General features: G+C 45.6%; 22 protein-coding genes. 18 read left to right on the top strand and 4 right to left on the bottom strand.

Going from position 1 to position 18,863, the window contains the following annotated elements:
• Positions 1-30 precede the first annotated feature (30 nt).
• The 9 genes from LU290_RS05820 to LU290_RS05780 all read left to right on the top strand — a co-directional run bounded on the left by LU290_RS05820 (position 31) and on the right by LU290_RS05780 (position 5,621).
• Positions 31-246, top strand: coding sequence for a hypothetical protein (locus LU290_RS05820; RefSeq protein ID WP_277807679.1), 216 nt, complete (start codon positions 31-33; stop codon positions 244-246).
• Entirely contained in the window at positions 230-619 is a 390-nt protein-coding gene (locus LU290_RS05815; protein WP_277807678.1) for a type II toxin-antitoxin system VapC family toxin, read from the top strand. The genes LU290_RS05820 and LU290_RS05815 overlap by 17 nt, the downstream gene beginning before the upstream one ends.
• Before the next feature lie 113 nt (positions 620-732).
• On the top strand, positions 733-1,266 hold the full coding sequence (locus LU290_RS05810) for a YbhB/YbcL family Raf kinase inhibitor-like protein (protein ID WP_277807677.1): 534 nt from the start codon (positions 733-735) through the stop codon (positions 1,264-1,266).
• A gap of 24 nt (positions 1,267-1,290) precedes the next feature.
• Positions 1,291-1,941, top strand: coding sequence for a 3-isopropylmalate dehydratase small subunit (gene leuD / locus LU290_RS05805; protein WP_277807676.1), 651 nt, complete (start codon positions 1,291-1,293; stop codon positions 1,939-1,941).
• Position 1,942: 1 nt separating this feature from the next.
• A complete protein-coding gene (locus LU290_RS05800; RefSeq protein WP_277807675.1) occupies positions 1,943-2,239 on the top strand; it encodes a hypothetical protein in 297 nt (98 codons plus the stop codon).
• A gap of 24 nt (positions 2,240-2,263) precedes the next feature.
• The gene (gene leuB / locus LU290_RS05795) at positions 2,264-3,331 is read left to right on the top strand and encodes a 3-isopropylmalate dehydrogenase (protein WP_277807674.1); all 1,068 of its coding nucleotides are present in this window, start codon (positions 2,264-2,266) and stop codon (positions 3,329-3,331) included.
• 218 nt (positions 3,332-3,549) lie between these two features.
• Entirely contained in the window at positions 3,550-4,608 is a 1,059-nt protein-coding gene (gene tolA, locus LU290_RS05790; RefSeq protein WP_277807673.1) for a cell envelope integrity protein TolA, read from the top strand.
• 45 nt (positions 4,609-4,653) lie between these two features.
• Positions 4,654-5,208, top strand: a complete 555-nt coding sequence (locus tag LU290_RS05785) for a MotA/TolQ/ExbB proton channel family protein (RefSeq protein WP_277807672.1) — start codon at positions 4,654-4,656, stop codon at positions 5,206-5,208.
• Positions 5,209-5,219: 11 nt separating this feature from the next.
• Positions 5,220-5,621 carry an ExbD/TolR family protein gene (locus LU290_RS05780; RefSeq protein ID WP_277807671.1) on the top strand — a complete coding sequence of 134 codons (402 nt, stop codon included), beginning with the start codon at positions 5,220-5,222 and terminating at the stop codon, positions 5,619-5,621.
• Positions 5,622-5,786: 165 nt separating this feature from the next.
• Here the strand turns inward: LU290_RS05780 and LU290_RS05775 are convergent, their stop codons facing one another.
• The 4 genes from LU290_RS05775 to dnaQ form a co-directional block, all read right to left on the bottom strand.
• Positions 5,787-7,058 (bottom strand): DUF2868 domain-containing protein, encoded by a 1,272-nt coding sequence (locus LU290_RS05775; protein ID WP_277807670.1) that lies wholly within the window; start codon positions 7,056-7,058, stop codon positions 5,787-5,789.
• Between the two features lie 71 nt (positions 7,059-7,129).
• On the bottom strand, positions 7,130-7,966 hold the full coding sequence (locus LU290_RS05770; protein ID WP_277807669.1) for an RnfABCDGE type electron transport complex subunit B: 837 nt from the start codon (positions 7,964-7,966) through the stop codon (positions 7,130-7,132).
• Positions 7,967-8,002: 36 nt separating this feature from the next.
• Entirely contained in the window at positions 8,003-8,848 is an 846-nt protein-coding gene (nudC, locus tag LU290_RS05765; RefSeq protein WP_277807668.1) for an NAD(+) diphosphatase, read from the bottom strand.
• On the bottom strand, positions 8,845-10,212 hold the full coding sequence (dnaQ, locus tag LU290_RS05760) for a DNA polymerase III subunit epsilon (RefSeq protein ID WP_277807667.1): 1,368 nt from the start codon (positions 10,210-10,212) through the stop codon (positions 8,845-8,847). The genes nudC and dnaQ overlap by 4 nt, the downstream gene beginning before the upstream one ends.
• 153 nt (positions 10,213-10,365) lie before the next feature.
• Here dnaQ and LU290_RS05755 point away from each other — a divergent pair, with 153 nt between their 5' ends.
• The 9 genes from LU290_RS05755 to LU290_RS05715 all read left to right on the top strand — a co-directional run bounded on the left by LU290_RS05755 (position 10,366) and on the right by LU290_RS05715 (position 18,855).
• Entirely contained in the window at positions 10,366-11,031 is a 666-nt protein-coding gene (locus LU290_RS05755; RefSeq protein ID WP_277807666.1) for a class I SAM-dependent methyltransferase, read from the top strand.
• Complete coding sequence (locus LU290_RS05750) at positions 11,012-12,235, top strand: TIGR03862 family flavoprotein (RefSeq protein ID WP_277807665.1); 1,224 nt, start codon at positions 11,012-11,014, stop codon at positions 12,233-12,235. Before LU290_RS05755 ends, LU290_RS05750 begins: the two co-directional genes overlap by 20 nt.
• 135 nt (positions 12,236-12,370) lie before the next feature.
• Positions 12,371-13,453, top strand: a complete 1,083-nt coding sequence (serC, locus tag LU290_RS05745; protein ID WP_277807664.1) for a 3-phosphoserine/phosphohydroxythreonine transaminase — start codon at positions 12,371-12,373, stop codon at positions 13,451-13,453.
• Between the two features lie 139 nt (positions 13,454-13,592).
• Positions 13,593-14,369 (top strand): hydroxyacylglutathione hydrolase, encoded by a 777-nt coding sequence (gene gloB / locus LU290_RS05740; protein ID WP_277807663.1) that lies wholly within the window; start codon positions 13,593-13,595, stop codon positions 14,367-14,369.
• A gap of 162 nt (positions 14,370-14,531) precedes the next feature.
• Complete coding sequence (locus tag LU290_RS05735; protein ID WP_277807662.1) at positions 14,532-15,098, top strand: manganese efflux pump MntP; 567 nt, start codon at positions 14,532-14,534, stop codon at positions 15,096-15,098.
• Between the two features lie 239 nt (positions 15,099-15,337).
• On the top strand, positions 15,338-16,186 hold the full coding sequence (gene rsmA / locus LU290_RS05730; RefSeq protein ID WP_277807661.1) for a 16S rRNA (adenine(1518)-N(6)/adenine(1519)-N(6))-dimethyltransferase RsmA: 849 nt from the start codon (positions 15,338-15,340) through the stop codon (positions 16,184-16,186).
• Positions 16,187-16,224: 38 nt separating this feature from the next.
• A complete protein-coding gene (locus tag LU290_RS05725) occupies positions 16,225-17,064 on the top strand; it encodes a symmetrical bis(5'-nucleosyl)-tetraphosphatase (protein WP_277807660.1) in 840 nt (279 codons plus the stop codon).
• Between the two features lie 162 nt (positions 17,065-17,226).
• The gene (locus tag LU290_RS05720; protein WP_277807659.1) at positions 17,227-17,820 is read left to right on the top strand and encodes an imm11 family protein; all 594 of its coding nucleotides are present in this window, start codon (positions 17,227-17,229) and stop codon (positions 17,818-17,820) included.
• A gap of 267 nt (positions 17,821-18,087) precedes the next feature.
• Entirely contained in the window at positions 18,088-18,855 is a 768-nt protein-coding gene (locus LU290_RS05715) for a hypothetical protein (RefSeq protein WP_277807658.1), read from the top strand.
• The last annotated feature ends 8 nt before the right edge of the window (positions 18,856-18,863 follow it).

The following is an 18,863-nucleotide window of genomic DNA, read 5'->3' as shown; positions in this document are numbered from 1 at the left end:
AAAATCTCAATTAAATAAAAGGAGTAAGCGATGCCTGTTACAGTTGCCCAAATTGTTACAATGGCACAGCAATTAGATGCTAGTCATCAAATGCAAATCATTGAGCAATTACAAAAATCAATTGCAAAAAAACCGTTAAATGATTTATCCAAATTAACCGCTCACCCAAATTATGTGAATGGTAATTCTGATGACTTGGTAAATTTAAATTGGGAAAAGGAATTAAATCTTGATTTCCCACGATAGTATTTATTTGGATACGCACGCAGTGGTTTGGCTTTATGCCAAAGAACTGCATAAATTTTCAAACCAGGTGTTGCAAATATTACAGCATAATTATTTGCTAATTTCGCCAATGGTTAAATTGGAATTGCAGTATCTTTACGATAAAAAGCGAGTAAATGCTCCGCCTGACCAAGTGATAAATTCATTAAAGCAAGTTTTGCATTTAAATATTTGCCAAAAGAATTGGCTAGATATTGTCAATGTTGCTTTAACTTGTGATTTTACCCGTGATGCGTTTGACCGTTTAATTGTCGCTCACGCAATGCTAGATAACAGCGTTTTAATCAGCAAAGATGAAAACTTGACTAAACATTATAAACATTGTGTTTGGTAAACTTTTCATTAAAACTTGTATGATTTTAAATGCTGAATTATTCCGAGCTTATCACAACCCTAATCGCCGACCCCATAGAAATTGATGAATTTAATTGTTAAAAGGAAAATTTTATGAATGATTTAGCCCAAAACCCCTATTTAGAAGTCCGCCAGCCCGCCCAACCACAAGGCGAAATGACTTTATCGTGCGATGAGATTGCCCCAAACAGTACACTGTCTAATGATTATGTCGCCAATATTTGGGGGTATGCAGGCAATAACATAAGCCCAAACCTTAAATGGCAAAACGCTCCAAAAGATACCAAAAGTTTTGTGCTAACAATGTACGACCCTGACGCCCCAACAGGCTGTGGTTTTTGGCATTGGAATGCGTTTAATATTCCAGCCGATTGGAATGAATTACCAAAAGGCAAATCCAATGAGTTTGGCAATGGCATTTTGGAATTAAAAAATGATGCTTCTCTTGACGGCTTTATTGGGGCATTTCCCCCGCAGGGCGATAAACCGCACCGTTATATTTTTACCCTATATGCTCTAAATGAAATGCTGGATTTACCAAATACCATTAGCCCTGCGGTACTCGGCTTTAATTTAAATGGCAAGGTATTGGCAACAGCAAGTTTGACGGCTTATTATCATTGGTAAGATTTTAATTAAAAGGCAAATATTATGAAACAATACACCACCGAAATCGGCATTGTTGCCCCCCTAGACCGTGCCAATGTGGATACGGATTTGATTATCCCTAAGCAGTTTTTAAAATCCATTAAACGCACAGGCTTTGGCGATAATTTATTTGACGAATTGCGTTATTTGGACGAGGGCTTTCTGGGGCAAGACATTTCAAAACGCCCAAAAAATACTGATTTTGTGTTAAATCAAGAACGCTATCAAGGGGCAACGATTTTGCTTGCTCGTACCAATTTTGGCTGTGGTTCTAGCCGTGAACACGCCCCTTGGGCATTAAATGAATACGGTTTTCGTACCGTGATTGCCCCAAGTTTTGCGGATATTTTCTTTAATAACTGTTTTAAAAACGGTATGCTTCCTGTCATTCTTTCTGAAAGCGAAGTTGATGAGTTATTTAAAGAATGTTTTGATAATGTCGGCTATCAATTAACCGTGGATTTAGAAAATCAAAAGGTGATTTCGCCAAGTGGCAAAGAATATACTTTTGAAGTGGACGCATTTCGTAAACATTGTTTATTAAATGGCTTGGACGATATTGGTTTGACTTTGCAAAATGCCGATGCTATTAAAGCCTTTGAGGAAAAAGCCCGTGCGGAGAGACCTTGGGTGTTTAGAGAGTTGACAGCTTAATATGACTTTTAATATTGCAAATTATTTATTTGAAGGTTTAACCAATTTAAATAATGGTTTTGATGTGCCAAGTATTATTTATGTTTCTGAAAGCGATTTTGAAATTGTTCTTAATCGTGCAGAACAGAAAAATATTAACATTTGGGGCATTGAACCATTTTTAGATGGCGAATTCTTTGGGGTGGAAATTTATGAAGATTATGGATTATCCGCCAATGACCCAAATTGGTATCGCCAAGCCTTTGAAAAATTTAAAAAAGAAAATTGTCATTTGCAATATGCAATTACTTTTGGTTAAATTGATTTAAATTAAGGAATATTTATGAAACACATTGCAATCCTAAATGGCGATGGTATTGGACCTGAAATTGTCGCCCAAGCGGTTAAAGTATTGGATAAACTTATCCAAAATGGCTTACAGGCAAGCTATGAATATGCCAAATTGGGCGGAGAAGCCTATGATGCTTATGGTGTGCCATATCCAGCCGAAACCCAAGAAATCGTCCGCAAAGCCGATGCGGTATTATTGGGGGCGGTAGGCAGTCCGCAATATGACAATTTAGAGCGTCCATTACGCCCAGAACGGGGGCTGTTGGCAATTCGTAAAGATTTAAATTTATTTGCCAATTTACGCCCTGCCATTTTGTATAAAGAGCTTGCCAATGCGTCCACTTTAAAAAGTGAGGTGGTAGCAGGACTGGATATTTTAATCGTGCGTGAATTAACGGGCGATATTTATTTTGGCGAGCCTCGTGGCATTATTACCAACGATAAAGGCGAGCGTGAAGGCTTTAATACCATGCGATATAGCGAGAGTGAAATTCGCCGTATTGCCAAAGTGTCATTTGAATCTGCTCAAAAACGAAATAAAAAATTGTGTTCGGTGGATAAAGCCAATGTATTAGAAACGACTGAACTTTGGAAAGAAATTTTTAATGAAGTGGCAAAAGACTATCCAGATGTCGAGCTTAGCCATATGTATGTGGATAATTGTGCTATGCAACTGGTTAAAGCCCCCAAGCAATTTGATGTGGTGGCGACAGGAAATATCTTTGGCGATATTTTGTCCGACCAAGCGTCAATGCTGACAGGTTCTATCGGCATGCTCCCGTCGGCAAGCCTTGATGAAAATGGTAAGGGTTTGTACGAGCCATCGCACGGCTCTGCGCCTGATATCGCAGGGCAAAATAAGGCGAACCCATTGGCAACCATTTTGTCGTTGGCAATGCTTTTGCGGTATAGCCTAAATGACGAAACCCGTGCCAAGCAAGTAGAAAATGCCGTACAAGCGGTGCTGGCGGACGGACTACGCACGGCGGACATTTATGAAGATGGCACGACACTTGTGAGTTGTAGTGAAATGGGTGATGCGGTGCTGGCAAAGCTGTGATTTGATGACATTAAAAGAGCAGGACTTGGCATGGCTAAGTCCTGTTTTTATGGCAAATTTTTATTTGTAAATTATTATCATTATGTTATAATAGGGGTTTAGTTTTAATAGCTAAAACCATTTGCATTCGGTAAAAATTGCTAAAAAATTTGTTCAGATACTATTGTGAATAGTTATCGTTTTGTTTATTATGGCAAAAATAGCGGGCAGTGACCATCATGAGCGATGTAAATTTCACTTCTAATAATCACATCAAGGCATTGGCAGTGGGCGTGGCAGTGGCGCTGCATGGCTTGGCGGGCTTTGGCGTGGCGAATATGCAGATGCCTGAATTAAAGCCATTAAAAATCACGCCGCCAATCACGGTAGAGATTATTGAACCTATCAAAGAAATCGAAATCGAACAAGTGGTAGATGAAGTTATTCAAACGCCACAACCCATTAAACCCATCATCGCACCAAAAACCGAGGTCAATCCTGACCCACGCCCAGCAGCTGCCAAACCAAAAGTTGAGCCAGCCAAAGAGCCACCCCAAAAAATCAAGCAAACAACACCAAAAATACCAGAACCAAACCAAACCAAACAACAGCAGAAAACCCCTGCCACAGCCGAGACAACACCACAAAAAAATCAACAAGAAGCCAATCAACAAGCTGAAATCTTAGCAAAACAGCAAGCTGAAGCACAGGCAAGATGGGAAGCTGAGCAAAGGGCAGAAGCTGAAAAGAAAAAACAAGAAAAAGCTGCCGCCGAAGCAAGATTAAAAGCGGAGGCAGATGCCAAAGCAAAAGCCGCTGCGCAAGCGGAAGCCGACGCTCGCGCAAAGGCGAAGGCTGAGGCTGCTGCCAAAGCCAGAGCTGAAGCGGAGGCTGCTGCTCTTGCAAAGGCAGAAGCAGAAGCTGCCGCAGCTGGCAAAGCAAAAAATACAAGCAATAACACAAAAGATCAGGGTGGTGGTCGTGGCACAGGCAACAAAATTGGCGACATCACCATCTCTGCTGCCAAAGCCAATGCTAGCTGGCGTAACAAACCCAACTTCAGCAAAGTCGATGTTGAAGATGCCAAGGTTCAAACCATCTCATTTACCGTTCATTTGGAAATCAATGAAAAGGGTAGAATTACCAGTGCAACTGGTGTCAATACTGGCTTGGGTAAAAATGTGGACAGTCAGATTACCAAAGCAATTAGGGCAGCGTCGTTTAACCCATTTAAAGATGAGCAGGGCAATCCTGTGCGTGGTAAGGTAACTTTGCCAATGAATTTTACCATTAATTAATTGCTTGATTGAAAAAGAATTTTACCTTATGTAAGAGGAAATATTATGGATTTTGCATTTTACTGGAGTCATACTGACGCAGTTAGTAAAACCTTGTTTTTTATTTTGTTCGCTTTATCCATCGTCTCTTGGGTGGTGGGTATCATGCGTGTGGCACAGTCATGCAAATTGGCTGGCAGCATTGGTGATGGTCTAAGACAGTCTGTCTCGGGTTCGTCAAGTGAGCTTAGCGGTCTGGATTTTAGCCAAAAGAAAATGGTCGTCGAGCAAAAGCTACTCCAAAACATCGCCCGCTACCGCTTTGAAATGGAAAAAGGCTTGCCAATCCTAGGCACGACTGCATCGATCGCACCATTCATCGGACTGTTTGGCACGGTGTGGGGCATTTTTCATGCACTGCATAGCGTGGCGAAAAGCGGACAAGCAGGTCTGGCACAGGTGGCAGGTCCTGTGGGCGAGGCGCTCATCATGACAGGTCTGGGCTTGGCGGTGGCGATTCCTGCGGTGGTGTTTTATAACATCGCTACTCGCATGAACAAGCGTGCGATCCATGTCGCCAATGACACAGCTCACCAAATCCTTGCCGAAACAGCACGATAAGGAGCGCTTTTATGGCTTTTGAATTGGGCAATAATGACGACAACGGCATGAATGAGATGAATCTCATTCCGCTCATCGACATCATGCTGGTGCTGATGATCATCTTTTTGGTGACGGCGACGGTACTTAATCCGACCGTGCCACTGGATTTGCCAAAGACCACCGCCAGCGTCAATGAACAGCCGCCTGAGGTGCTACAAGTGAGCATTGACAGTCAGGGCGAGATTTATTGGGACAGCGAAAAGATTGACCTTAATGAATTGCAGCGTCGATTTGCCGAGCAAGTGGCACAGGGCAAAGACCCGCAGGTGCATCTGCGTGCCGACCGTGAAGGCAAATACGACATGGTCGCCCAAGTGCTTGCCACCGCCAGTACGGCAGGGTTGTCAAAGATTGCGTTTGTGAACGAATAATAAAATAAGCCTTGTTAAGACAGGGCTTATTTTTTGTCGGCTTGTAAAAAGCGATTGACAGCTCATCAACTCATGCGTGATTTTAAATCACCAACGATGATGTTGCCACTCCGTCAAGACGACTGGACAAATTAGAAAAGTTAGCCTGCATTTAAAACGCACGATTTAAATCACCATGACGCCAAGCTCATCAAGCTTGCTTTGCCAAAGCAGTCTGTGATCATTTTGAGCGCCATCAGCGTGAGCAAGTCTTACCACCATGCCTGCATGAGCAAGATTTGCCACTTTGCGCATCACGCCACGGTCGGGTAAAATATGCACATCGACCATCAGGCAGATCATGGCGTCTGCGGCTTTGGCGGTGTGGATGAGCTTGTCAAGACTTGCTTTATCATCGACCACACCAAAGTCATGCACGACATTCAATGCGCCCAAGTCAAGCTGCACAGGGCGTTCTAATGCCGCTGAAACAAAGGATTTGCCAGTGATGTCAAAAGACGGCGCAGGCTTTGTGCTTGGCGTGTAGTCGTCTTGGTCGATGATGCTTTGGCTAAACTGACGAATCAAATTGGCATAATACGGCTGTTTTGGGTCAATGGAGAATGTCGTCTTAGATTTCAACGCGCAAACCACAAAAGCCAAAAGTCTGGGTAGCAGCCCATAAAGGGTCACAGACAGCATGATGAGCCATGCAAATCGTGCATTTTGGACGCTGATGGGCAGTTCACGGTTTGGCAAATCAAAGCCCAGTGCATGGGGCAGGGCGCCAAAAATTTGCATGAGATTTAAAAAATGTGCGTCTGTAAGCAGGGTGGATTCCCAAGCAAAATCATAACGGCGAAATAAAAACAACCCCAAAAGCGCAAGCAAAGTACCCAAAAGTGATGACAGCCAGGCGCCATGCATGATCTTGTTTAGATGCCAGCGTTTGATAGGGCGATGAATGTCTTGCTGTAAACTTAGCGCGTGCTGTAAGGCGGCATCATCCCCTGCACCGATGAGCCGATGCACGAGCGGCTTTTTGACGGCGATGCCTTCAAAAATACTGCCAAAAAACGACAAAGAATCTTGACGAAAAAGCCCAATCAGCCACCATAAAAGCGATACGGTATGCCACCCCAAAAGTGCCACCAGTACATAAAAGAAATTCACCATCTGCGTGCTAAGAAGCGCCAACACCCCAACCAAACCAAACAAAAAATAGCCTGCATAAATCAAGCGTATCGAGCCTTTGTGATAAGATTTGGCGGTGAGTAGGGCGTCTTTGATTTTGCCGTTGCTGTCGATTTTGTGCGCACGCAGCATAATCTTATCCATCGGCGATAAAGGCTCAGCTTTGACGGCATCGGTGATGAGCTTGGGCGCCTGAGGAAATATGAAGTGGCTTTCTTCAAGTCGTCTGATGAGATCGGCGTGTTCGTGGGCTGTTTGGCTCATGATGGTTCTTTCTTTGTGATGTCACTAAAAATCTTGGGTGATTTTAGGGTTTTTCTGTCATTTTAAGGGTTTTACTTTAGGGATTTTTGATGGCTTTCTAGCGCTTGTAATTGCGTGCTAAGCTGTAATAACTTAGCACGGACATTATCATCATCTCGGACAGACAGCTGTTTATTGAGTTTTTTGATTTGGGTGCGAAGCTTGGCGGCAGCGATGGCATTTTTGGCAGCCTGCTCATCGATGCTGATGACAGTCTCTTGGGTGATGACATTTGCCATCGCAGACTCGACCGTGCTGACGACAGGTTTTGCGCCTTGTTTGATGCTGCTTTCAACACGGTTGAGATGCTGATGATAGCGGCGCCGTAGGTGGTTTTGGGTTGTCTGGCGCTCGGCATCGCTCAGCACTCGTGGATGCGCCACCAGATCAATGCAGTCCACAGGGCAGGGCGCAAGGCACAGCTCGCAGCCTGTACATAGCTCGCTGATGATGCTGTGCATGTGCTTGGCGGTGCCGATGATGGCATCAACAGGGCAGGCAGGAATGCACTTGGTGCAGCCAATGCAATCGTCCTCACGGATGACGGCACGCGCCTCGATGGGGCGCAAAGTGGCGCTGTCGGTGCGCCATTTGCTGGGTGCGGCTGTATGATGGGGAGTGTTTAGAAGGCTTGTGATCTGGTCGGTAACCGCCTGCCCACCAGGGACGCACAGATTTGGTGGCTCGCCATTCATGACAATGCCGTGTGCGTATGGCAGACAGCCGTCATGATGTCCGCAAAGTCCGCACTGAGTTTGCGGCAAGACCTCGTCAATCTGAGCGATTTGAATGCGTGCAGGCTGTGGCAGCCCCTCCAACTGCAAGGGGCTAAATAATACAGGAAGGTGGTCAAGTCTGGCGGTGGTCATGGCTTGGGCTTTTTTAAATTTTAATATATTCAAAGGTTAATTGCTCACAGGCAGGCTGACGACCTGCTCAATGAGTGCATGGGCGATGGTGCTGGGCTTGGGTATGTGGGGGAGCTGATCGACATCAAAAAACTTAGCCTCCGCCAACTCATTTTCTTGCACGACAATCTCCCCGCTTTGATAATCGGCGATAAAACCAAGCATGAGATTGGTGGGATAAGGCCAAGGCTGAGAGCCTGCATAGCGTAAGTTGGTCACGCCAAGCCCCACTTCTTCTGCCACCTCACGATGCACAGCGCTCTCGAGCGACTCGCCTGCCTCAACAAAGCCTGCCACCAAGCCATACATACCACTGTCTTTATGACGCTGATGCAGGGCGAGCAGGATTTGCCTTTTTTGGGTGGTGGGGTGAATGCGAGTGATGGCGACGATGACGCAAGGCTGTACTCGTGGATAAGCACGATGACGGCAATGACCACACATCATGGCGTGCTCATGTCGGTGTGGTGTGGTGGCAGCGCCGCAGCGAGAACAAAAGCGATGATCTCGCCGCCACAGCACAAGCTGCACAGCACGGCTCATGGCGTGTGCAGTGCTCAGATCTGTATGAGCAATCACTTGACGATAAGGCAAAAATGACAGCGATTTTAGTGTGGTGCTGTCGTATTTATCGCCATAAGCGATGATGAGTCCTGCTTTGATGGCGTCGGATTTGTCGATGGCAAAATCATTGTGTGGCGATGTGGTCGGTGTCTCATCATGCACCTCACCAAAGCCAAGACAAATGGCGCCATCAACCATACCGCCCGTCAAGAGTGCAGGCGTGCCATGCTCATCACAAAGCAGATGGTCTTTATCCACCACAAAATAACGCACGCTCATGACAGCACCTGCTCACGCCAAGCCTGATCAGCATGGCTGTCGCTGACCGATGTCTTTAATAATCCTGCCAGATCGGCAAGCCCGCCAAAGCCGCCCACGCTCAAAGTGTCGCTAACATGGTCGTCAGCGTGATCCATATTCATGGCAATCTGACCACCCGTCATGGCAAGATATACCTCCGCCAAAATCTCTGAGTCAAGCAAAGCCCCGTGGAATGTACGGTCTTGCTTGCCGACATCCAGACGGCGTACCAACGCATCTAGTGAGTTTTTTTGCCCTGGATACAGCTCTTTGGCGATGGCAAGTGAGTCGGTGACTTGCACACGCTCGGCAAAATCATCTAAGCCTGCCTTGGCAAACTCCATGTTCAAAAAGCGCATATCAAACGAAGCGTTGTGAGCGATGATTTCACTATCCACCATGAACTCATAAACCGCCTCCGCCACCTCGGCAAACTTTGGCTTGTCGCTCAAAAACTCATTGCTGATGCCATGCACTCGGATGACCTCATCATCCATCACCTTTTCAGGGTTGATATAGACATGCAGCTTATTGCCTGTAAAGCGTCGCCCGACCATCTCAACGATACCCACCTCGACAATGCGGTCGCCGCCTTGATCGTCAAAGCCTGTGGTCTCTGTATCCATGATGAGCTGTCGGTTTGGGCGACCACGATTGACAGGCTTAGGCAAGATTGCCCAAAAGTCTGGATTGATGCGGCGAGTGTTACCGTCATAAGTGGGGTTTTGATTGTCGTTTGGGCTGATGGCAAAAGTCGAGTCGGTCATGGCTTTTTGGGTCTTTTGGGGTGGTTGATGGCTCATAGAAGGCGATGTGTCAGCTGGCTGTGTCCGCCCATCGTTATTGTGGTTTTGGTTGTGGTTTTGGTTGGGATTTTTTGCGATGAAGGTCTCACCCTTACCACGCACGCCTTGATTGGCAAGCTTATCCGCCATTTCATTGCCTGCGTGTCCTGCATGACCTTTCACCCATTGCCAGTCAATGCTGCGCCCTTGGGTCAGAAGATCCAAAGCTTGCCAAAGCTCGGCATTTAGCACAGGCTTTTTGTCCGCCTTGCGCCAGCCGTTTTTTTTCCAGCCGTGTATCCACTTGGTGATGCCGTCTTTGACATAGCCTGAGTCTGTCCAGATTTGAATGGGTGTGTGTGCAGGCGTGCGCTGTAAAGCGGTGATGGCGCCCATCAGCTCCATGCGGTTATTGGTGGTGTCGTTCTCGCCGCCCCAAAGGTTCAAAATGTCGCCATTTGGGTAGATGATGTGCGCACCAAAACCGCCTGCCGATGCGCCTTTTTTGCCATTACCTTTGCAAGCGCCGTCCGTATAAGCGATGATAAAATCGGTCATGTTGATCTGTCATTAAAATGAGTCAGTTATTATAAATCATCATCGGGTTTTTGTCAGTTTTAGCGCAGAAAAAGTCGTGATTTTATTGCAAAAATTTGTAAAGAATTTGCTATAATAAAACTTTTCATTCACCAAAACCTTCATAAGCCTACCATGAATCATTCATCAGCCCAAGATTTCCCCACCCAAGACTTATCCCATCATTTTGAACGCATTTTTCGTAAAGATGCACTGCTTGCCCCAAAAAATGCACCGACCGTCAGCACGCACCGTCCGCTATTTTTGGAAATCGGTGCAGGCAAAGGCAAGCACGCTGTCTTGTTCGCCAAAGAAAATGCTGACAAACATCTCATCGCCATTGAACGCACCAGCGAAAAATTTGACGCATTTGCCAAGCTTGCAGGCGCTGAAAATTTGGACAATTTGACCGCCATTCAAGCGGACGCCATCGCTTATACTGCTCATCACATCGCCCCAAACTCTTTGGACGGCGTGTTTATTTTGTATCCCAATCCAGAGCCTGCCAATAAGAATCAGCGTTGGCTGAATATGCCGTTTTTTGAGTTTTTGATTTCTCGCATGAAAGCAGGGGCGACCATCACCATCGCCAGCAACATCGCTGAGTACATTGACGAAGCCCAAAAACTGCTTGATGAGGTGTGGCTGTTGCCTTATGAACGAGTGCAGATTGACAGCGACTCGGCACGCACGCATTTTGAGATCAAATATCTGGCTCGTGGCGAGATGTGTCAAGAGCTGGTGATTTTAAAGCCAAATTATTACCAAACTCGTTTTGATCATGACGACACCCAAGCCTAAAACCGTCGCCATCATCGGTGCTGGGGCGGCAGGCTTGATGGCGGCAGAAGTGTTGTCATCTCGTGGCGTGCCTGTGCAAGTCTATGAACAAATGCCCACCGCTGGACGCAAGATTTTGATGGCGGGCAAAACAGGCTTGAACATCTCGCACGATGAGCCGCTACCGACTTTCATCACTCGCTACACGCCAACCGATCCGCTTGCTGAGTTTGTGCGGCAATTTAGTGCCGCAGACATTCGTGCATGGATGAATGGTCTTGGCATTGACAGCTATGTTGGCTCGTCTGGGCGGATTTTTCCTGTGCAGATGAAAGCGTCAGGTCTGCTACGAGCGTGGCTACACCGCTTAGAACAGCAGGGCACAGAGTTTTATTATCGCCATCGCTGTCTGGGCGTGGTGGATAATGAGCTGAGCTTGGCGGTGCTTGATAAGCATGGCGACATGACCGAGCAATTTTCCCAAAAGTTTGCCGCCATCATTTTGGCGTGTGGCGGTGGTTCGTATCGCCGTTTGGGCTGTGATGGGGCGTGGCAGGCGTGGTTCGGTGTTGATGAAATAACGCCATTGTATGCCAGTAATGTTGGCGTTGTGCGTACTTGGTCGCCATTCATGCAGTCAATTTTTGGACAAGCCTTAAAACGAGTAACGGCAACGGTTGGTCAAGAATGCGTGCATGGCGACATCGTCATCAGTCATTATGGCATGGAAAGTGGGCTGATTTATAAGCTCAATCGCTCCATGAAAGATGCGCTTGATTATCATGGCAAGATTTGTCTTTATTTGGATTTGTTGCCTGCCAAATCCATAGATGACATCACCCAAGCCCTAAACCGCAACAAAAAACAATCGCTCAACACCAGTCTTAAAAAAATCGGACTGGATGCAGTAAAAATTGCCCTATTAAGAGAATGCACCGATAAAACCGACTGGTCGGATTTTTGTAAAATGGCAGATTTTATTAAAAAATTACCTATTGAATTTGACGGTTTTCGTCCAATAGATGAAGCCATCAGTACAGGTGGCGGTGTGAAATTCTCAGCGGTCAATGACAAATTGCAATCCAAAAGCAATCCATACCTGTTCATCGCAGGCGAGATGCTAGACTGGGACGCACCGACTGGCGGTTATCTTTTAACGGCGTGCCTTGCGATGGGGCGTGCGGTGGGCGGTCATGTGTGGCAATTTGTGCAGGGCGGTCGTTAATGGCGTGCAGATTGTCCGTTTGTCGTCAGTGATGTGTGTTGTCAATTTAGCAAATTTACCAAATTTACCAAAAATCTGCTACAATATCGCCATCGTTTATCAATTTTTCTAACCACCAAACCAAAAGGAATGATTATGAATCGTCTTGCTAACTTTTGTGCAGGCCCTGCGTCCATGCCGACCGCCGTCCTAGAAAAAGCCCAAAGCGAACTGCTCAACTGGCGTGGCACAGGGGCATCTGTGATGGAAATCAGCCATCGCAGTGCAGATTATATTGAAATCGCTACGAAGGCGGAGCAGGATTTACGCAAGCTGATGAACATCGGTGATGACTATGCGGTGCTGTTTTTGCAGGGTGGGGCGGCATTGCAATTTTCCGCCATTCCTTTGAATTTATTAAATGGTGGTACGGCAGACTATTTGACGACTGGCACTTGGTCAGAAAAAGCCTACAAAGAAGCCAAGCGTTATGAAGCCTTGGGCTTGGGCAGGGTAAATCTGGTGGCGTCAGGCGATGGTATGGATGTGCCAGCTGTGGAGACTTGGCAATTATCCGAGCAGGCGAGCTATTTTCACTATTGCCCAAACGAGACCATTCACGGCGTGCAGATTTTTGAAACGCCAAAGGTCAATGCACCGATTGTGGCGGACTTTTCATCGTGCATTTTGTCTGAGCCTATCAATGTCAATGACTTTGGCGTGATTTATGCAGGTGCTCAAAAGAACATCGGGCCTGCGGGCTTGACTTTGGTCATCATTCGTAAGGACTTGTTAGAGCAGGCGTCTGCATGGTGTCCAAACATCATGAATTACAAAAATCAGCTTGAAAACGACAGCATGCTTAACACGCCATCAACTTATGCATGGTATCTGTCGGGACTTGTATTTGAATGGCTACTGGATAATGGCGGTGTAGAAGCAATCGCTAAGACCAACCGAGCCAAAGCAGAACTGCTATACCGCACGATTGACGAGAGTGATTTTTATAGCAACAAGGTCAATCCAAAACACCGCTCCATCATGAATGTGCCATTCCAATTGGCAAATACAGAGCTTGATAAGCTGTTCTTGGATGAGAGCAAAAAAGCAGGACTGCTCAACCTAAAAGGTCATCGTGTGGTTGGCGGTATGCGTGCCAGCATTTATAACGCCATCACGCTAGAACAAGTGCAATCATTGACCGAATTTATGAAAGCCTTTGAACAAAAACACGGCTGATAAAAGCAAACCACGCCAAAATCCTTATTTTGTGCGTGGTTTTTTATGACTGATTGAATGGTTTTTTGGGCTTGCTAAGGCATGAACAAACCTTTACAATAGCGTTTTTCATAAAAATAATCATGCGTTTGGGGAGATTATGCCAAGCATTCACGCCATCAAAGCCTTTGAAGATAATTATATTTGGGTCATCAGCCAAGACAATCAAGCGATCATTATTGATGCAGGTGAAGCAGAGCCTGTGCTGGATTATCTGAATGAACATCAGCTGACGCCCATCGCCATGCTCATCACTCATCATCATGATGATCACACAGGCGGCGTGGCAGACATTAAGGCAGCTTATCCTGCCATGCAGATCATCGCTCATCGCTTGCATGGCGTGCAGGCGGACAGTTGCGTAGATGAAGGCGATGACTTTGCCTTGATGGGGCTGGACTTTAAAGTGTGGCGGACGGCAGGGCATACGGACACGCATTTGTCGTATTTGTGCGATTTTGATGGGCGTACGCACATTTTTTGTGGCGATACGCTGTTTAGCGGCGGCTGTGGGCGTGTTTTTACTGGCACGATGAATGAGCTTTATGAGAGTATGATGCGGTTTGATACTTTGCCTGCTCAGACGCTGTTTTATCCTGCCCATGAATATACGCTGGGCAATCTTAAATTTGGGCTGTCGGTGTGTGCCGATGGGTTTAAAGGGGCGATTGAGCAAGCCATTGATCAGACGACTCAGCGACTTGCCAATGGAAAAAGCTCGCTACCAACCACGCTTGAAAAAGAGCGACAAATCAATGTGTTTTTGCAAGTCAATCACCCAAAGACAGCCAGCCGTGTTGCCGACATTGGTCAGTTGGCGGATTGCTCGCCTGCGACGGTGTTTGCCACTTTGCGTGAATTAAAAAACCGCTTTTAACCAAGTTTATTCTTTTAATCAACTTTGTTAAAAGAGTATAAAACCTTAAACGGTGGGCTGCGGTAGCTATAAAATTGTATTACTTGATCAATTTGTTTGGTATCAGCATATTAAACTGGCAAAATAATCCTACACTAATTTAAACCCATTAAGAGCCAATTTATGAGTATCGTTTCTTTGGTCGCCCTGTCTTTTGGCATGTCAATGGACGCATTTGCCAGTGCCATCGCCAAAGGGGCAACCCAAAAACAAGCCAGTCTGAGCAAGGCGTTTCAGGCAGGCTTAATCTTTGGTGTGATTGAAGGGGTTGCTCCGATTGTTGGCTGGCTACTTGGCAATGCGGTGAATGATTGGCTGTCGCAGATGGATCATTGGGTGGCGTTTGTGCTGTTGTCATTTTTGGCGATTCGTTTTATCCGTGAGTCGCTGTCTGCTGACGGCGTGGAGACCGATGGCGATACGGACGCAGGCGGACTGGGTTTGATGATCATTACCGCCATTGCCACGAGCATTGATTCGTTGGTGGTGGGCGTGTCGCTGGCATTTTTGGAAGTCAATATTTATCTGGCGGCGTTTTTGATTGGGCTTGCGACCACAGTGATGGCGACTTTGGGGCTGTATTTGGGCAATCGCTTGGGGCTTAAATTTGGTAAGATTGCCATGTTTGTGGGTGGTTTGGTGCTGTTTGGCATTGGAGCGACCATTTTGTATGACCATCTAAGTGTATGATGGCGTGCTTCATCATCAATTTTTAAGCCATTATCCACCAAAGATAAAAAATAAAATAAATTCAAATACTTATGTCATAAACGGCGGGCAAATCCCACCCCAACCTGCAAAGCGATAAAAATCATACCGTTTGCTCCATTCGGTTGGCATAAGCCTACTTTCCATCGGTTTTCATGGCAAAATGACACAAATCATGGTATGATTGAGCGTTATTTTTCATTCATTATCATTAAAAAATCATGCGACACATTCCAAAATCCCCCCAAGAAGCACGCCACGCCCCAAGAAAACGCTTTGGGCAAAACTTTCTGCATGACACCAGCGTCATTCGTCAGATTGTTGATTCTGTTCGCCTGTCTCGTGGCGACAATTTATTGGAAATTGGACCGGGGCTTGGGGCATTGACCGAGCCTTTGTTGGCGGAAGTAGATGGCATGACGGTCGTTGAGCTTGACCGTGATTTGGCAAGTCAGCTTAAAATCAACATCGGTGCGAACAGCCACCCTGATTTTACCATCATCAACGACAACGCCATGCACATTGATTATCGGGCGCTTGCCACGCAGATTGGCAAAGGGGCGTTTCGTGTGGTGGGTAATTTGCCTTATAACATTTCGACGCCGATTTTGTTTCGCTTGCTTGAATTTAGCGATGTCATTATTGATATGCATTTTATGCTGCAAAAGGAAGTGGTGGATCGGATTACCGCCGAGCCTAGCACCAAAGAATACGGGCGATTGTCGGTCATCATGCAGTATTATTGCATGGCGGATTATCTTTTGACCGTACCAAAAGGGGCGTTCAATCCACCACCAAAAGTAACTTCTGCGGTGTTTCGCCTGACTCCTTATCAGCAAAAACCCATCACCGCTAAAGACGAGACGCTGTTTGCGACCATCGTGCGTGAGACTTTTAACCACAGACGCAAAACTTTGCGAGCGATTTTTAAAAGCGTGAGTATCTTGCCAAGCCTTGATGATGACGATTTTGCCAAAGCCCACATCAATCCGCAGGCACGCCCAGAGACGCTGTCGGTGGCGGATTTTGTCAGGCTGTCTGATGTGGCGTTTGACAAGGTCAATGGCTAATTGCCCAATTTTTCCAAACGATGATTTAATCACTCAAAATGAATACAGATACACAAAAAACCTATCGCCATCAATATGTGATTGGCGATTTGCAAGGGTGCTTTGGGGCATTTTCTCGCCTGCTGGATGAGCTGGATTTTGATGAAACTAAGGACAAAATCTGGCTGGCTGGCGACATCGTGGCTCGTGGCGAGGATTCTTTGGCGACTTTGCGAGAAGTCAAGCGACTGTCTGATTTGGGGGCTTTGACCACCGTGCTTGGCAATCACGACATCACGCTGATTGCGGTGTGGCGTGGTATCATGCCACCAAAGCCCAAGGATAAGACTTTGCCCATTTTTGATGCCCCTGATTGTGATGAATTGCTAAACTGGCTTCGTGTTCAGCCACTGCTTGTGTTTCCTGATGAGCGGACGGTTTTGACGCACGCAGGCATTCCGCCAAATTGGTCGATTGATGAGGCGCATCAATACGCCCAAGAATTACAGACGGCGCTGAGTGCGGATTTGGCAAGTCTGGATAAATTACTGCCCAAGCTGTACAACAAAAAAACCGAAGAATGGCGTGCAGATCTTAGCGGTGCAAAACGCCTACGACTCATCGCCAACTACCTGACCAGAATGCGTCTGTGCGATAAAAATGGCGTGCTAGAATTTAGTTTTAAAGAAAGTCTGCTGGATGAAATGCCAAAGGGATTTCGTCCGTGGTTTTTGTGGGAAGTACCAAGGCAAAGACGAATTTTATTTGGGCATTGGGCGGCATTACAAGCAAAAGTGGCAAGCGAGCAGGTGCGATCGCTGGACGGTGGCTGTGTGTGGGGCGGTGAGCTGGTGGCGTATCGGCTGGCTGATGGGGCGGTCATTCGCTTGCAGGCGTGATAAAAGCCCAGTTTTGGGCTTTTTTGTGCTTAGAAATTGGAAATGAGTGGGGTGAGCTTAAACAAAGACAAGCAATTGCCAAATTGCAAATGATCCGGGATAAGTTATTAGAAAACAAATTCACCCCCTTAAATATTCGATCAACACGATAGGAGTATCATTATGATTTATCTATGGTTAAATTCGAGTTCGAATTATGCAGGGTATATAGGAAAAACAGAAGAGGATGATGCAGCGGTTACTTGGTATAGTCCTGTACTTGGCAAGCCCTTGCCATCATTAAAAGAGTGGCAAACACCAGTTTTAAAGCAGTATCTTGGCAATCGTAAAAAACCAGGCATTGTCGCTGATTGCATTCAATCAGCCAGTCAGGTCATAATCAGTCAAAAAGCAGTAGATGCTCTATCGGACATTTGGGATAAACACGCCACCTTATATCCTGTCATCTTAGAAGACAAACCTAGCGAACCCTATTATATGGTGGTGGTTCATACCGTGATTGACTGTATCGACCGTGAGCAATCTGTTGGCTCAATCAATGAGTTTGAAGATGATGAGAGATGTGGTTATTTTGATTTGATTAGAGAGTGGGTTTTTAGAGAAGAGGAAATTGGTGATAATTTAATGTTTGTCCTGCCTGATAACCCAGCAATCATTTATGTCACAGAACAATTTAAACAGCGAATAGTTGATGCAGGGTTAAAAGGTTTTGGCTTTAGAAAAACTTTTTTTGATGAAACGGTATTTATTAGCTAGTCCTTATCTCGTAAGCTTAGGTTAGCGATAGCATAACCCAGCATTTATGATGTAACTCATTGAATTTGTTGGCTATTGCTATCACCCAAACTTAACCTGCGAGATTTTAAATCAATTAGGTCAGCTCGTAGGCTGGGTTAGCGACAGCGTAACCCAGCATTTATGGTGTAACTCATTGAATTTGTTGGGTTTCGCAAGCTCAACCCAACCTACCGAGTTGGGGCTGGCAATGCTCGTAATAGCGTCATAGATTACAAGAGGTAAAAAATGCTATTTAACCCAATACTTAAAAGACAAAATGCAATGATTGACTTTTTAGTCAATATGGAATACGACCCAAATCTTAATATGGGGGCAATGTCCGAAGCTAGTATTAACATGATGATTTCTCATTGGATGGTAGGTCTTAAACAAGAAACAGAAGTCATTTTACCCAGTCGTATCGCATGGCTACAAGAAGCCATTGACAACAAAGAAACGCTTAAAATGATGAGCATGGCATTTCGACAACACTGCATGTATGAAAGCCTTGCCCTAGCCAAATGGCTACATACTGGCACAGATAGTTTAACTGACTGGGAGCAAGCTAGACGATGGTATGCAGATTATTATGTGGATGAACTATGGTGCCAAAAAAACCAGCTTAAAACTTATTGTTTGGATGACTATATGGGGCTATGTATCCAATCCCAAGTCTATCAGGCAGGGATTGATGAGTTTGAACGATATTATGGCAATAAAAATATTAGTATTAATAGAAAAACCATCACACCAAGAGAATATGGCTATTTAGTTTGTCAAAATAAAATAAACCCACAATATGATGATGCAACCATGCTTGAGCTTGGTAAAAAATTACTTATCAAACATCTTGAAAGTACTTGGTTGGGCTATGGTCAACATAACCGTGCTGCCATTTGGTTAAAAGTTGTGTATGGAAATTATCATACTCCACTAAGTCCTGAACAGATTTTGTTAAAAGCTTATGATAATATGCCGAATGTTGAAAAACCAAGTTTTGTGAGAGTTGTTTAGTCTGCAGG

The organism is Moraxella nasibovis (assembly GCF_029581575.1).
GTDB classification, from domain to species: domain Bacteria; phylum Pseudomonadota; class Gammaproteobacteria; order Pseudomonadales; family Moraxellaceae; genus Moraxella; species Moraxella nasibovis.
This window is presented reverse-complemented; position numbering and strand designations above follow the sequence as displayed.

What these genes read in the sequence shown, in the direction of transcription:
- LU290_RS05735 (WP_277807662.1), top strand. Translation starts at nt 14,532, where the DNA reads ATGAGTATCGTTTCTTTGGTCGCCCTGTCTTTTGGCATGTCAATGGAC.
- LU290_RS05750 (WP_277807665.1), top strand. Translation starts at nt 11,012, where the DNA reads ATGACGACACCCAAGCCTAAAACCGTCGCCATCATCGGTGCTGGGGCG.
- LU290_RS05770 (WP_277807669.1), bottom strand. Translation starts at nt 7,966, where the DNA reads ATGACCACCGCCAGACTTGACCACCTTCCTGTATTATTTAGCCCCTTG.
- LU290_RS05780 (WP_277807671.1), top strand. Translation starts at nt 5,220, where the DNA reads ATGGCTTTTGAATTGGGCAATAATGACGACAACGGCATGAATGAGATG.
- LU290_RS05725 (WP_277807660.1), top strand. Translation starts at nt 16,225, where the DNA reads ATGAATACAGATACACAAAAAACCTATCGCCATCAATATGTGATTGGC.
- tolA (WP_277807673.1), top strand. Translation starts at nt 3,550, where the DNA reads ATGAGCGATGTAAATTTCACTTCTAATAATCACATCAAGGCATTGGCA.
- leuD (WP_277807676.1), top strand. Translation starts at nt 1,291, where the DNA reads ATGAAACAATACACCACCGAAATCGGCATTGTTGCCCCCCTAGACCGT.
- serC (WP_277807664.1), top strand. Translation starts at nt 12,371, where the DNA reads ATGAATCGTCTTGCTAACTTTTGTGCAGGCCCTGCGTCCATGCCGACC.
- LU290_RS05755 (WP_277807666.1), top strand. Translation starts at nt 10,366, where the DNA reads ATGAATCATTCATCAGCCCAAGATTTCCCCACCCAAGACTTATCCCAT.
- LU290_RS05800 (WP_277807675.1), top strand. Translation starts at nt 1,943, where the DNA reads ATGACTTTTAATATTGCAAATTATTTATTTGAAGGTTTAACCAATTTA.
- LU290_RS05720 (WP_277807659.1), top strand. Translation starts at nt 17,227, where the DNA reads ATGATTTATCTATGGTTAAATTCGAGTTCGAATTATGCAGGGTATATA.
- LU290_RS05715 (WP_277807658.1), top strand. Translation starts at nt 18,088, where the DNA reads ATGCTATTTAACCCAATACTTAAAAGACAAAATGCAATGATTGACTTT.
- gloB (WP_277807663.1), top strand. Translation starts at nt 13,593, where the DNA reads ATGCCAAGCATTCACGCCATCAAAGCCTTTGAAGATAATTATATTTGG.
- nudC (WP_277807668.1), bottom strand. Translation starts at nt 8,848, where the DNA reads ATGAGCGTGCGTTATTTTGTGGTGGATAAAGACCATCTGCTTTGTGAT.
- LU290_RS05810 (WP_277807677.1), top strand. Translation starts at nt 733, where the DNA reads ATGAATGATTTAGCCCAAAACCCCTATTTAGAAGTCCGCCAGCCCGCC.
- LU290_RS05785 (WP_277807672.1), top strand. Translation starts at nt 4,654, where the DNA reads ATGGATTTTGCATTTTACTGGAGTCATACTGACGCAGTTAGTAAAACC.
- rsmA (WP_277807661.1), top strand. Translation starts at nt 15,338, where the DNA reads ATGCGACACATTCCAAAATCCCCCCAAGAAGCACGCCACGCCCCAAGA.
- leuB (WP_277807674.1), top strand. Translation starts at nt 2,264, where the DNA reads ATGAAACACATTGCAATCCTAAATGGCGATGGTATTGGACCTGAAATT.
- LU290_RS05775 (WP_277807670.1), bottom strand. Translation starts at nt 7,058, where the DNA reads ATGAGCCAAACAGCCCACGAACACGCCGATCTCATCAGACGACTTGAA.
- LU290_RS05820 (WP_277807679.1), top strand. Translation starts at nt 31, where the DNA reads ATGCCTGTTACAGTTGCCCAAATTGTTACAATGGCACAGCAATTAGAT.
- dnaQ (WP_277807667.1), bottom strand. Translation starts at nt 10,212, where the DNA reads ATGACCGATTTTATCATCGCTTATACGGACGGCGCTTGCAAAGGTAAT.